Origin of the sequence: Sphingomonas sp. Leaf21 (genome assembly GCF_916858675.1) — a bacterium.
Taxonomy (GTDB): domain Bacteria; phylum Pseudomonadota; class Alphaproteobacteria; order Sphingomonadales; family Sphingomonadaceae; genus Sphingomonas.
The window spans coordinates 1-12,666 of record NZ_CAKASM010000001.1 but is presented as its reverse complement, the minus strand read 5'-3'; the positions used below and the strand labels follow the sequence as shown (position 1 = coordinate 12,666).

The window sequence follows — 12,666 nt, the reverse complement described above, 5'->3', positions numbered from 1 at the left end:
TAGCGGAGGATCGCCGATCGGTCAACGATCATTCCTCATCGGGATAGGGGCCCTTGCCACCTTCCGCGATGAAGCGATCGGTCCGCTGGTCGATCACGCCGAGCGGAACATAGCCCAGTTGCAGCATCGCGTCATGCCAGGCGCGGATGTTGAACTTCGGGCCCAGCGCCTTCTCCGCCTCGGCCCGCGCACGCTGAAAGGCAAGTTGCCCCATATAATAGGACAGTGCCTGACCCGGCCACGCGATATAGCGATCGACCTCGGTCTCGATCTCGTGATCCGACAGCGCGGTATTGTCGTGGAGATAGGTTTGAGCCCTTTCGCGGCTCCAGCCCATGGCATGGATGCCGGTATCGACGACCAGCCGCGCGGCGCGCCACGCCTGATAGGACAGCATGCCGAACCGGTCATAGGGCGTCTTGTAGAAACCCATATCCTCGCCCAGCGCCTCGCAATACAGCGCCCAGCCCTCGCCATAGGCCGACAGATAGCTGTCCCGGCGAAAGGCGGGCAGCCCCTTGTTCTCCGCCGCCAGCGGCATCTGGAACGCATGGCCCGGCGCGCTTTCGTGCAGCGTCAGCGCGGGCATCGCATAGAGCGAGCGCGACGGCAGGTCATAGGTGTTGACCAGATAGACGCCCGTCCCGCCCCGCCCGGCGGTGTAGAATGGCGCCAGGTCGGCGGGCACCGGCTTGATCGCGAAGCGGCTGCGCGGCAGGCGACCGAACCAGTCCGATGCGATCCCGTCGAAGCTCTTCGCCAGCCAGGCGGCGCGGTCGAGCAGATCCTGCGGCGTCTTGGCGTAGAATTGCGGGTCGGTACGAAGGAAGGTGAGGAAGGCCGGGAAATCGCCCGCGAATTTCACGTCCTTCATCACCTGGTCCATCCGCGCGCGGATCCGCTGCATCTCGGACAGGCCGATCGCGTGGACCTGTTCCGGGGTCATATCCTCGGTGACATATTCGCGGATCTTCGAGCGGTAATAGGCCTTGCCGTCGGGCAGGTCGTAGGCCGCCGTGCTGACGACGGCGCGCGGCATATAGTCGGTGCGCAGGAAGGTCAGCAGGCGCTGGTGCGCGGGCAGGACATCGTCGCGGATCGCCGCCTTCGCCTCGGCACGCAAAGCCGCCACGGTCGCTGGCGCCATGGTCGACGGCATCGACTTGAAGGGCGCGTAGAAGGGCTGGTCGTCGCCCACCCCCGCATCCACCACCTGCGCCACCCCGATATCGCGTCCTTTCAACGTGATGCGCGGGACAGTGAAACCCCGGTCGAGCCCGGCGCGCATGTTCGCGATCTGCTGATCGTAATAGCGCGGCATCTGGTGCAGCATCGCCAGATATTCGCGATACTGGCTTTCCTTGGTGAAGCTGTCCCGCGCCCAACTGGCGAGATTTCCCCAGAAGCTGGTATCGGCGGTCAGCGGCTTTTCATATTCGCGGAAACGCTGCGCGGCGAGGAGGGCGTCGATCTGGCCGCGATAGACCATATAGTCGGTCCGCATATCGGGCGACAGACGCGCCGGATCGATCGCGTCCAGCGCCTTCGCGGTCGTCGCCCAGCGCGCGAGCCGGGCGGCCTGCGCGGCGGGGCCGACATCGGGGAGTTGGCGCGATCCCGCGCTGCCGCCGTCGTCATCGGCCGCGCTTTGGGTAATACGCCACTTATATTCGGCCTCGGACAGGGCGCGGAAACGAGCATCGGCGCTCTCGCCGGTCGTCACAGCCGATCGCCGCGCCGCCTTCACCTTCGCATCGGCCTGACCAACGGGCAGGATCGCCAGCGCGACGCCGGTCAGCAGCATCATGGTCCGCTTCGTCATGCACAATCCCCCTTCATCAACCGTCCAAGGCCGTCACGTCGCGGTAGAGATCGGATGAAATCTCCACCCCTTGTGCCAGCGAAATCCTGCGGGCGGCGTAGCGCCGTGCGGAGGGCAACCGTGCGCCCTGCCCCGTGATCGCATCGAACATCGCTTCGGCCCGCGCCTGATGCTCGGGCAGAAGATCGCCCAGAAAGCCCCTGGGATCGATCGCGACGATCAGCTCGCCGCCCAAGGGCGACCCACCCCGTCCCGCGTCCCACGCGATCGACTCGCGGCTGGTCATGTCGCCGATCAGCGGCCCGGCGAGCAGTTCGACCATCGCCGCCAGTGCCGAGCCCTTATGCCCGCCAAAGGTCCGCATCGCGCCCGACAGGATCGCGGCGGGATCGGTCGTCGGCCGACCCTCCGCATCGACGCCCCAGTCGTCCGGCACGGACTTGCCCGCGCGGCGATGCAACTCGATCTCGCCGCGCGCGACCATGCTGGTCGCAAAATCGAAGACGAAGGGTGGACCGTCGGGGCGCGGCCAGCCGAACGCGATCGGATTGGTGCCGAACACCGGCTCCGCTCCACCCGATGGCGCGACCCAGGCATGGCTGGGTGTGAAGGCCAGAGCGACCAGCCCCGCCTCCGCCAGTTCCTCTACCTCGGGCCAGAGCGCCGCGAAATGCACCACGTTGTTGAGGGCGAGCGCCGCGATGCCATTGGCTTTCGCCTTGTCGATCAGCATCGACTTGCCGGTCTGAAAGGCAAGCTGCGCGAAGCCGCCACCGCCATCGACCCGGACCAGAGCGCGCGCCGGTTCGGACAGCACGGGCTTGGCATCGGGGACGACGACGCCCTTGGCGATGCTGGAGACCGCGACCAGCAGACGGTAAATGCCATGCGAGGTGCACCCGTCCCGCTCGCCCGCGACCATCGTCTCGGCGACAGCTTCGGCATGGGCAGGCGCGAGACCCGCGCCGAGCAGCTTGGCGCGCGCCAGGGTCCGAAGCTCGTCCAGCGTCATGCGGACTCCGGTCATGCGGTCGGCGCCTTCCTGGCGGTGAACAGCCGCATTCCGAAGATCGGGCCCGCCGTGCTGCGGTCATGCGGCACGACGCGGACGCGCACGCTCTTCTTCCCCTTGGTCAGCGGTTCGGGCAGCGGATAGTCGACGTTGAAGAACTTGCCCGGCTTGTCATTCTCCAGATGCTGGGTCGCGACCTTCACATTGTCGACCAATATGTCGAAATCGCGCGCCCGCTCCTCACCCCAATAGGTCGCCTGGAGGATAACCGGGCCGGGCCGCACTGCCATGGTGAACTCGAAATAGCCGCCCGACCGCGCGTCGCGGCCCTGCTTGCCGAGATACGAGACGGGATAGGATATGTCCGAGGTCAGCCCATGGTCGCGCTCGGGCTGCATCTCGCCCAGATACATGACGTCGACCGAGCGCGCCGCGACGTCGCGCGCCGCCGCCTGCTCCGCAAGGTAGCTTGCTTCCTGCGCTTTCCAGCCGCCCTCGGTGAAGCGCTTGAAATAGACCGCGCTGCGCCGCTCATACTGGCTGTAGAAGGGGACGAAGCTCAGTCCCATCGGGCGGAATGCGTCGCCCACCGCATAGCGCGGCTTGGCCGGATCGGCGGCGGTGAAGGCGGACAGCGGATTGGCGCCGACCATCGCCGGGTCGGGCGCGTCCCAGGGCGTCGCGCCCGCGCTGAGGTCCGCGGCCATCACCATCGGCCCGCGAACGACCGCGACGACGCTGTCGTCGCCCGGCGTGGTTTCCAGCCGCAGGTCGAGCGGCAGACGGATCTCGACCTTGTCCCCCGCCTTCCACCGGCGATCGATCACGGCGTAACCGCGCTCCATCACCGGCGTGACCGGCTGACCATTGACCGAGAGCGCCGCCTGTCCGTTGGTCCAGCCGGGTACGCGCAGCGCCAGCGGGAAACGCCCCGGCCGCGCCAGATGGGTGAAGGTCACGACGCTGTCACCCTCCATCGGATAGGCGGTGTCGAGCGTCACCAGCGCGCCCCGCTTTTCCCAGCGCGCTTCCGAGGGGATGTAGAGATTGACGAACAGCGTCTCGCCGCCTTGCCAGAAGATGGACTCGCCATGCTTGGCATGCGCCTCCATCCCCGATCCGACGCAGCACCAGAAGGCATCGTCGGCGGTTGAGGAAAAGCTGCGCGCGGCGCCCGACATCAGCGGCGTCATATAGGTGAAGCCGCCATTTTCAGGATGCTGCGCCGCCATGGTGTGGTTCAGATGGGCGCGCTCATAATAGTCGAACAGCCGCCCGTCGGGCTTCCAGCCATAAAGATGCCGGGTCAGCTTCATCATGTTGTATGTGTTGCAATGCTCGCACGTCTGATCGGTGACGTGCCGCGCGATCGTGTCGGGCGCGGAGAAATATTCGCGGTCGGCATTGCCGCCGATGACATAGCTGTGATGTCCGGTCACGGTTTCCCAGAAGAAGCTCGCGCCCTTCGCCGGTTCGGCCTTGCCGGTGATTTCATGAATGCGCGCGAGCCCGATCAGCTTGGGAACCTGCGTATTGGCGTGGAAATTGGCGAGCTTGTCCTCCCCCGCCACCAGCGGATCGAGCACCTTGCGATCATAGATGCGCTCCGCCAGCGCCAGCCACTGGCGATCGTTCGTCCGCTGATAGAGTTCGGCGAAACTCTCGTTCAACCCGCCATATTCGCATCCCAACACGGTCTGCATCTGCGCATCGTCGAGTGCCGCGAAGACCCGCGCGAAATAGCCACCAAGCTTGACCGCGACGTCGAGCGCCTGGGCATTGCCCCAGCCGCCATGAATGTCGAGCAGGCCGGCGAAAAGCTTGTGCACCGTGTAGAGCGGCGACCAGCTCCCGTTCAGGTCGAAGCCGCCCGACTTGATCTTGCCCGCCATGATCTCGGGAAAAATCTCCTCGCCATCGACGACCTTGCCGTCCGCCCGCTTCCGGCCCAGCGCGCCGACATAGCCCGTACCGCGCCTGGCCTGCGCCTCGGCCAGTTCGGTCACGATATAGTCGGCGCGGCGACGCATCTCGGCATCGCCGGTCTGCTGCCAGGTCAGGACCAGCGCGGACATGTAATGGCCCAGCGTATGGCCCGCGATCGTGTCGCTTTCCCACCCGCCGTAAATCGGCGCCCTGGGCTCCAGTCCGGCATAGGCGCGGAAGTTGTGGAGCAGCCGGTCCGGGCTGAGGCGATAGAGATAGCGGCGGTTGACCTCGACCGCCGTGGCATAGATCGAGGGGCGCAGCCGCACCGCCGTCAGCGGCAGCGGTTCCGCCGTGGCGGGCAGGATCGAGCCGCTTGCCGCGACCGCGCGCGGCGTCACGCTCATCATCGCGACCGTTGCCGCGCCCCGCATCCAGTCCCGCCGGTTTGTCCGTAACATCTTGCTCTCCCGCCTATACTGTATACCATATCGGGCGAGGACATGGGGGTCAATCGCGGCACGCTTGGCGCAGGAACCTCGGATTGGGGAGAAAAATCAATGCGCCAGAGCCTTTTCCATTCGCTGTCCAACAGCGTGGCGATCCTGTCGATCCTGGCGTTCGGACAGGCTGTCGGCGCCGCCCCGTCGGCCAAGCGTCGCGCGTCGCCGACCGCCCCCGCCCCGACGCGTGTCGGCGGATTCCGGCTGACGCTCGATCCCGTGAGCCAGACGGCGCGCAGCCTTTCGCCCGATACGACGCCGGGCTTCGACTTCCTGCCCGTCGGCCGCGCCAAGGAGCGTGCCGGTAGCGGCTACAACCATCTGGGCGACATTCATGTGCGGGTCCGTACCGGCACGGGCCCTTGGCGGGATTTCTCCTCGTCGCGCGAGCGAAGGCCTGTCCGCGTGCTGCCCGTCCGGGGCGCGCGACTGGCGGCGGCGGACATCACCACGACGATGGGCGACGGCCTGCCGCTTCGGATCGTTCGCGAATGGGTCAATGAAGACGGCCTGCCCGCCCTGCGCTTCACCCTGACCAACACCTCGCCCGAGCCCGTCGAGATCGGCGGCCTCGGCCTGCCGATGGTGTTCGACAATATCATCACCGACCGCAGCCTGGAGCAGGCCCATGCGCAAGCCAGCTTCGCCGACCCCTATATCGGTCGCGACGCGGGCTATGTTCAGGTCACCCGGCTGAATGGCGCGGGCCCGGCGCTGCTCGTCCTGCCGGAGCGGGGCACGCCGCTGGAGGCCTATGTGCCGATCCCCACATTGCGCGAGGCGGGGGGCAAGGCGGTGATCGTCGAGGCAAGCCCACGCGCGCAGACGTCGGAGGGCTTTTACGACTGGACGGTCGCCAGCGCCGCTTATGCCCAGACCGACTGGACCAGGGCGGGGCAGCCGTGGAACGCGCCGACCAGCATCCGGCTGGCGCCCGGCGAAAGTCGTCGCATCGGCCTTCGCTTCGCCGCCGCGCCGAGCATCCGTGCGATCGACGCGACGCTGGTCGCGCAGGCCCGTCCGGTCGTGGTCGGCGTGCCCGGCTATGTCGTGCCGACCGATCTCGACGCCTCGCTGTTCGTCCATTCGCCCTCCGCCATCACCGCGATCGACAGCTATCCGGCTGGCGCCCTCGTCGTGACGCGACAGCCCGGCGAGCCCGGCTGGACCCGCCTGTCGGTGCGCGGTCGGCAATGGGGCCGGGCGCGTCTGACCCTGACCTATGCCGATACCAGCGTGCAGACGATCCAGTATTTCGTCACCAAGCCGCTCGAACAGACCATGGCCGATCTCGGTCGCTTCTCGACGACGCAGCAATGGTTCGACGGCAAGCGCGATCCCTTCGGACGTTCCCCCGCGATCCTGACCTATGACCGCGAGGCGAACCGGGTCGTCACCGCGGACCCGCGCGTGTGGATCTCGGGAATGAGCGACGAGGGCGGCGCGGGCAGCTGGGTCGCCGCGGTGATGAAGCAGCTCGACAATCCCGACGCCGCCGAGATCGCGCGAATCGAGGAGCTGGTCGACAGGACCGTCGTCGGACGCCTCCAGATCGCCGACGGTCCTCATGCGGGCGGCGTGAAGAAAAGCCTCTTCTACTATGATCCCGCCGCCTTCCCCGACCTCTACCGACCCGCCAGGGACTGGCAGAGCTGGACCTCCTGGAAAAAGGATCAGGCCGACGACCTCGGCCGTGCGTACAATTATCCCCATGTCGCGGCGGGGCATTGGGTGCTGTACCGCATCGCGCGCAACCATCCCGGCATGACCAGGGTCCATGGCTGGGACTGGTATCTCGACCATGCCTATCAGACGATCGTCGCGATGATGCGCGACGCGCCGCACTATGCGCAGTTCGGCTTGATGGAGGGCGATGTCTTCGTCGACATCCTGACCGACCTGAAGCGGGAGGGCTGGACCAGCAAGGCCGCCGAGATCGAGCGACTGATGAAGGGCCGCGCCGATCACTGGCGCACGCTGAAATATCCCTTCGGCAGCGAGATGGCGTGGGACTCGACCGGCCAGGCCGAGGTCTATGCGTGGATGCGCTATTTCGGCTACGGCCCTCAGGCGGACGTCACGCGCGAGGTGATCCTCGGCTATGATCCGTCTATCCCGCACTGGGGGTATAACGGCAATGCCCGCCGCTATTGGGACTTCCTCTACGGCGGGAAATATCCGCGGCTGGAGCGGCAGATCCATCATTACGGATCGACGCTGAACGCCGTTCCGCTGTTCGACTCGTTCCGCCGCAACCCCGCCGACATGCATCTGCTCCGCGTCGCCTATGGCGGCCTGCTTGGCGGGATCACCAATATCGATCAGCGCGGTGCGTCCTCCGCCGCCTTTCATAGCTGGCCGGACAGGATGGAGTGGGACCCGTATAGCGGCGACTATGGCATGGGCTTCTTCGGCCATGCCTATGCGGCGGCGACCTATCTGGTCGACGATCCCGCGCTTGGCTGGCTGAGCTATGGCGGCAACCTGTCGCGGCGTGCCGGGACGATCCATGTCGAGCCGCGCGACGGCGCGCGCAGCCGGGTCTTCGTCGCGCCCGCCGGATTGTGGATGACGCTGGAGGCGGGAAAGATCGCGTCGTTCGACTTCGATCCCGCGACCCGGGTCGTCCGCCTGACGCTCGATCCCGCGACCGCCGCGACACCGGCGGCTCGGCTGTTCGTCGAGACGACGACACCGGGCGGGCAAGCGTATCGCCCCGATCGCGGGACGGCGGAGCGTGGCGGCTACACCGTGCCGCTATCGCCCGGCGTGACCGATGTGACGCTGTCCGCCAGATAGGCCCGCAACTGACGGACCAGCGGCACGTCGGCGGGCGGCATCGGCCGCGCCGCCATCGCCGCCGGTTCGCACCAGATCAGATCATCCGCCTCGAGCGGAACCGGCGTGCCCGTCCAGTCGCGAACGACATAGAGCAACAGCAGGAGATGGCGACCGGGCAGCGACTCGGTCGCAAACCCGGCAGGTTCCAGCGCGGCCTGGTCCACGGTGATCGCCAGCTCCTCGTGCAGTTCGCGGATCAGCGCCGCTTCGGGGCTTTCTCCCCGCTCGATCTTGCCGCCGGGAAACTCCCAAAGCCCGCCCCAAGACTTGTTCGCCGGGCGTTGTTGAAGACAGACACGCCCCATGCCGTCGACCAGGGCCGCGGCCACGACCGGTAAAATAGGCCCCGAAACGGATGCGATCGTCGTGGTTTCATCGAACATTTGTTAACCCTCGCACCCATAAGCCCACGGCACCATGAAAGCGCCCATGATCCTGTCCAGCCTGCGACGCGTCTGCGCCGATCATCGCGGCGCGACCGCGGTCGAATATGGCCTCGTCATCGCCTGCATCATCATCGTCCTGTCGGTCGCGCTGTCGCAGCTCAGCGTCGGGCTGAACGGACTCTTCCAGTTCCTGGGCGATCACCTGCATCTCAGCGACGGCTGAATTCCGGAAGTCCGGTTAATTTTTTAAGCCTTCGTCAACTAGTAGGCGGTTAAACGGCAGCAAGCTGATCCGGCGCTCCGGCTCAGCCGGGTGATAGACAGAGCATTAGACGCACGGAGACCGGTATGAAGACGATCCGCAAGATGGTGAAGAACAACAAGGGCGCGACGGCGATCGAATATGGCCTGATCGCAGCGCTTGTTGCCGTTGCCGCCATCGCTGGCATGAGCAAGCTGGGCACCAGCCTGGGCACCGCTTTCAACACCATCGGTGGCAAGCTCGACACCAACGTCCATTGATAGCTGCCGAAGCGGGGCAGGTCAGGCGCGGCCATGACCTGCCCCCCTTCGTAATGCAGATCCGGTGGCGGGTGCCCTTTCGGGCGTCCGCCATTTTTGCGTCCGCCACCGCCGGACATTCGATCCCTTCGAACCGGGGACGGCGCGCGACCGCCCCCGATCGATCTTACAGCCGCCCCATCGCCAGGAATTTGGCCGCACGACCGCGCTTCAGTTCGTCGCGACCGACACCGCCCAGATCGCCCAGCGCCTTGTCGATCGCATCGCCCAGATTGGCGATCGCGCCGGGATGGTCGCGGTGCGCCCCGCCGACCGGTTCGGGAACGATCGTGTCGATCACCCCGAAGCTCTTCAGATCCTGCGCCGTGACGCGCATCGCCTCGGCCGCTTCCGCCGCCTTGTCCGCCGTGCGCCACAGGATGGAGGCGCAACCCTCGGGCGAGATGACCGAATAGACGGCGTGTTCGAACATCAGCACGCGATTGCCCGCCGCCAGCGCCACGGCGCCGCCCGAGCCGCCCTCTCCGACGATCGCCGAGACGACCGGCACGCCCGCCGCCAGACACGCCTCGGTCGAACGCGCGATGGCCTCCGCCTGGCCGCGTTCCTCGGCCTGGATGCCGGGAAACGCGCCCGAGGTGTCGACCATCGTCACGATGGGCAGGCCGAATCGGTCGGCCAGCTCGACCAGCCGGATCGCCTTGCGATAGCCCTCGGGCTTGCCCATACCGAAATTGTGGCGGAGGCGGCTGGCCGTGTCCTCGCCCTTTTCATGGCCCAGCACCATGACGCGGCGGCCACGGAACTGCGCGAAGCCGCCCATGATCGCCTGGTCGTCGCCAAAGGCGCGGTCGCCCGCCAGCGGCACGAATTCGTCGAACAGCCCGGCCACATAATGCTTGAAGTGCGGGCGCTGCGGATGGCGCGCGACCTGCGTCTTCTGCCACGGGGTCAGCCTGGCGAAGGTATCGCGCAGCAGCTTGTCCGACTTGGCCTGGAGCTTGGCGATCTCCGCGCCGATATCGACCGTCCCTTCGGCGGTCGTGTCGCGCAGTTCGTCGATCCGGCTCTGCAGCTCGGCGATCGGTTTCTCGAAATCGAGGAAGGTCGTTGACATGGGCCTAGCGCCTAAGGGTGCTTGTTCCGAAAATCAACGAGCGGGTGGCGGACGTTGACGAGTTCGACCAATCGCGCCGCCTCGACATGGGTGTAGATTTCGGTGGTGGCGATGTCGGCATGGCCCAGCATCGCCTGCACCGCGCGCAGATCGGCCCCGCCGCCCAGCAGGTGCGTGGCGAAGGCGTGGCGAAGGACGTGCGGGCTGACCCGGTCGGGCGGAATGCCCGCATCCGCCGCCAATTCCTTGACGAGCTGGTACAGGCGAATGCGCGTCAGATGCTTGTTCCCTCCCGGAAACAGCCACGGCGACTCGGCGGGCACCCGCGTCCGCCAGAGCGCGACCGCCGCGGGCGCACGGTCGGAGATGGGGACCATCCGCTCCACGCCGCCCTTGCCCTTCAGGATCAGGAAGGGCCGGTCGGGGTGGACGGCACCGCGCGGCAGCGCGACGAGTTCGCTGGCGCGCAGCCCCGATCCGTAGAGGAGCTCGATCAGCGCGCCGAGTCGCAGGTCGCCGGACGAAGGATGCTCCACCCCGGTCCGCTCGCCGATCGCCGCGAACAGCCGGTCGATATCGGCATGGCTCAGCACCTTGGGCAGCGCCCGACGCTGTCCCGGTCGCGGCAGCACCGAGGACGGGTCATCCTGCCGGAGTCCTTCTTCGTGCAGGAACGCGTAGAAGCGCCGGAGCGCCGCCGCCTTGCGCGCGACCGTGGCATTGGCCAGCGCCCGCCAGCCGTCTGCCAGCCCCTTCAGCGCCGCCTCGCTCGCATCGGCCAGCCCGCCCATCGCGTCGCCCGCCAGCCGCAGGTCGGAACGATAGGCGGCCAGCGTATTGCCCGCCGCCCCCGCCTCCGCCGCCATCATCTCGAGAAATCGTTCGAGCAGTGCGGCGTCGCGCGGACTCATGCCCGCGCGATCGCCTCCGCCGCGATCATCCGTGCGTCGGTATCCAGCCCGACCGAACGAAGCGCCGCCACGATGCGATACAGCGCCTGTGGCGGCACGCCGCGCCAGTCCCCGGTCTGCATCCCGATCGCGCAGAGCAGCACGACCATGCCCGTCTGCTGGTCGGCGATGGCGCGGTCGAGCGCGTCGGTCCAGGCGTTCCGCTGTCCGATCCGCACGTCGAGCGCCTCGGCACCGCGTTCGATATCACCCTTCGCCAGCCGACCGAGCCCGGCCATCCCCGCGAAGAACAGCCGCTGCTTGAGGGCATCGCCCTGCCCGTCATAGCCGCCGATCCGATCGTAACCGACCTGGCCCTGCTGATCGGGATCGCTCAGTTCGATCATCGCCCATGCGTTGCCGTTCTGCTTGACCGCCCCGCGCCAGCGCGCCGCGCTGCGATCCAGCCCGGCCGAGAGCATCGACGCCACCAGCCGATCCGAATCATTCTCCGACGCGGTGACCGGCAGGCGCGCGACGGCGCGGGCGGTCAGGATCAATCGACCATAGGGCGTGCGATCCTCATCGCCCCAAAGCGAGCGGATCGCGGACAGCCGCTGCCCCTCGTCATTGGCGGCATAGGCGTTGCGCAGATCGTTGCCGATCGCACCCTGCGCGCGGCTGGCCTGATCGTCGTCGGCCAGGCCCGCATAGAAATCGACCAGCGCGGCGTTGGACAGCACCCCCAGCGCCGCCGCCTGATCCACGACGCTGGCCCGATCGGTCGCGGCGATCGTCGCCGCCGTCGCAAGCCAGCCGCGCACCTGAGGCCCGGCATAGGACAGATATTCGGGCGGAACGGTCAGGCCCGACGCGGTGGCCAGCCCGTAGCGCCACGTCGTGAGACGATCGGCACCGCTCCAGTCCACCGTGACCGCCCGGCGTCCACCCGCGCCCATCAGCTTTTCGGCGAGCTTCAGGTCGAAATCCTCCGCGACCCGCTGGCGCCGGACCTGACGCAGGATCGCGGCGCCGCGCGCGCCCTCGCCCGCCAGCGTGGCGCACAGCGCCTGCGCGACACGGTAGCCGCCCAGCCCGGTGACGCCCGCGCCACGATCGGCCAGCGGGCACAAGCCCGCCGGATCGCTCGACGCGAGCAGCGCATTCAGCCCGACCTGATAGAGTTTGGGCGTGTAGTTGCCCGCATCGACCGACTGGACGACCGCGCGCGCGACCTCCGCCTCGCCCATGCGGAGCAGCAGCCAGGCGCGCTCGGCCGCGAAATCCGCCCCGTTGACGCCGCGCGGCGTGTCCATGCGCGCGGCCAGCGTGCGGCGAAGCAGGATCGAGACCCAGCGCGACGGCAACGGCGCGGACAGCCGCCGCATCAGCACTTCCGCCACGCGACCGTCGGCGCCCGCGAAAACCTGCGCGTCGAGGGCGCCTTCGCGCGGCCCGGCGGGCCCGACCAGATCCAGCGAGCGCCGCGCGGAGGCGGGCAGTTCATATTCGGCCAGCGTCCTGGGATCGACCGTGGCGCTGGGGGACGGCGTCGGTGTCGGCGTCGGCAGCGACTGGATCAGCGCACCGACCGCGTCGACCGGCGTCGGCGCCGGGCTCGGCCCGACGACCGGGGTCGCCGCCGCA

The 12,666-nt window shown here is 67.6% G+C and carries 10 protein-coding genes; 3 read left to right on the top strand and 7 right to left on the bottom strand.

The annotated features are described in order from the left end of the window. Positions 1–28: 28 nt before the first annotated feature. Genes LRP66_RS00050 through LRP66_RS00040 form a run of 3 tightly spaced genes read right to left on the bottom strand, consistent with a single transcriptional unit; the run spans position 29 to position 5,221 of the window. Positions 29–1,822, bottom strand: coding sequence for a DUF885 domain-containing protein (locus tag LRP66_RS00050; RefSeq protein WP_230480406.1), 1,794 nt, complete (start codon positions 1,820–1,822; stop codon positions 29–31). A gap of 16 nt (positions 1,823–1,838) precedes the next feature. Beyond that, positions 1,839–2,849 (bottom strand): Ldh family oxidoreductase, encoded by a 1,011-nt coding sequence (locus LRP66_RS00045; protein WP_230480405.1) that lies wholly within the window; start codon positions 2,847–2,849, stop codon positions 1,839–1,841. After that, positions 2,846–5,221, bottom strand: a complete 2,376-nt coding sequence (locus tag LRP66_RS00040; RefSeq protein WP_230480404.1) for a glycoside hydrolase family 127 protein — start codon at positions 5,219–5,221, stop codon at positions 2,846–2,848. The genes LRP66_RS00045 and LRP66_RS00040 overlap by 4 nt, the downstream gene beginning before the upstream one ends. Before the next feature lie 99 nt (positions 5,222–5,320). Here LRP66_RS00040 and LRP66_RS00035 point away from each other — a divergent pair, with 99 nt between their 5' ends. Beyond that, complete coding sequence (locus LRP66_RS00035; protein WP_230480403.1) at positions 5,321–8,062, top strand: DUF5695 domain-containing protein; 2,742 nt, start codon at positions 5,321–5,323, stop codon at positions 8,060–8,062. Here LRP66_RS00035 and LRP66_RS00030 read toward each other — a convergent pair. Beyond that, the gene (locus LRP66_RS00030; protein WP_230480402.1) at positions 8,008–8,487 is read right to left on the bottom strand and encodes a (deoxy)nucleoside triphosphate pyrophosphohydrolase; all 480 of its coding nucleotides are present in this window, start codon (positions 8,485–8,487) and stop codon (positions 8,008–8,010) included. The genes LRP66_RS00035 and LRP66_RS00030 overlap by 55 nt on opposite strands. Positions 8,488–8,533: 46 nt before the next feature. On the opposite strand from LRP66_RS00030, the gene LRP66_RS00025 reads away from it, so the two are divergent. Continuing rightward, on the top strand, positions 8,534–8,713 hold the full coding sequence (locus LRP66_RS00025; protein ID WP_230480401.1) for a Flp family type IVb pilin: 180 nt from the start codon (positions 8,534–8,536) through the stop codon (positions 8,711–8,713). Between the two features lie 125 nt (positions 8,714–8,838). Next, positions 8,839–9,012 carry a Flp family type IVb pilin gene (locus LRP66_RS00020; RefSeq protein WP_230480400.1) on the top strand — a complete coding sequence of 58 codons (174 nt, stop codon included), beginning with the start codon at positions 8,839–8,841 and terminating at the stop codon, positions 9,010–9,012. A gap of 166 nt (positions 9,013–9,178) precedes the next feature. On the opposite strand, the gene LRP66_RS00015 is transcribed toward LRP66_RS00020, so the two are convergent. The 3 genes from LRP66_RS00015 to LRP66_RS00005 form a co-directional block, all read right to left on the bottom strand. Further along, positions 9,179–10,129 (bottom strand): acetyl-CoA carboxylase carboxyltransferase subunit alpha, encoded by a 951-nt coding sequence (locus LRP66_RS00015; protein WP_230480399.1) that lies wholly within the window; start codon positions 10,127–10,129, stop codon positions 9,179–9,181. 11 nt (positions 10,130–10,140) lie between these two features. After that, on the bottom strand, positions 10,141–11,040 hold the full coding sequence (locus LRP66_RS00010; protein WP_230480398.1) for a tyrosine-type recombinase/integrase: 900 nt from the start codon (positions 11,038–11,040) through the stop codon (positions 10,141–10,143). Further along, the coding region (locus LRP66_RS00005; protein WP_230480397.1) for a hypothetical protein at positions 11,037–12,666 on the bottom strand (1,630 nt) is incomplete at its 5' end. The genes LRP66_RS00005 and LRP66_RS00010, both read right to left, overlap by 4 nt.

What these genes read in the sequence shown, in the direction of transcription:
- LRP66_RS00030 (WP_230480402.1), bottom strand. Translation starts at nt 8,487, where the DNA reads ATGTTCGATGAAACCACGACGATCGCATCCGTTTCGGGGCCTATTTTA.
- LRP66_RS00010 (WP_230480398.1), bottom strand. Translation starts at nt 11,040, where the DNA reads ATGAGTCCGCGCGACGCCGCACTGCTCGAACGATTTCTCGAGATGATG.
- LRP66_RS00045 (WP_230480405.1), bottom strand. Translation starts at nt 2,849, where the DNA reads ATGACCGGAGTCCGCATGACGCTGGACGAGCTTCGGACCCTGGCGCGC.
- LRP66_RS00035 (WP_230480403.1), top strand. Translation starts at nt 5,321, where the DNA reads ATGCGCCAGAGCCTTTTCCATTCGCTGTCCAACAGCGTGGCGATCCTG.
- LRP66_RS00020 (WP_230480400.1), top strand. Translation starts at nt 8,839, where the DNA reads ATGAAGACGATCCGCAAGATGGTGAAGAACAACAAGGGCGCGACGGCG.
- LRP66_RS00050 (WP_230480406.1), bottom strand. Translation starts at nt 1,822, where the DNA reads ATGACGAAGCGGACCATGATGCTGCTGACCGGCGTCGCGCTGGCGATC.
- LRP66_RS00015 (WP_230480399.1), bottom strand. Translation starts at nt 10,129, where the DNA reads ATGTCAACGACCTTCCTCGATTTCGAGAAACCGATCGCCGAGCTGCAG.
- LRP66_RS00025 (WP_230480401.1), top strand. Translation starts at nt 8,534, where the DNA reads ATGATCCTGTCCAGCCTGCGACGCGTCTGCGCCGATCATCGCGGCGCG.
- LRP66_RS00040 (WP_230480404.1), bottom strand. Translation starts at nt 5,221, where the DNA reads ATGTTACGGACAAACCGGCGGGACTGGATGCGGGGCGCGGCAACGGTC.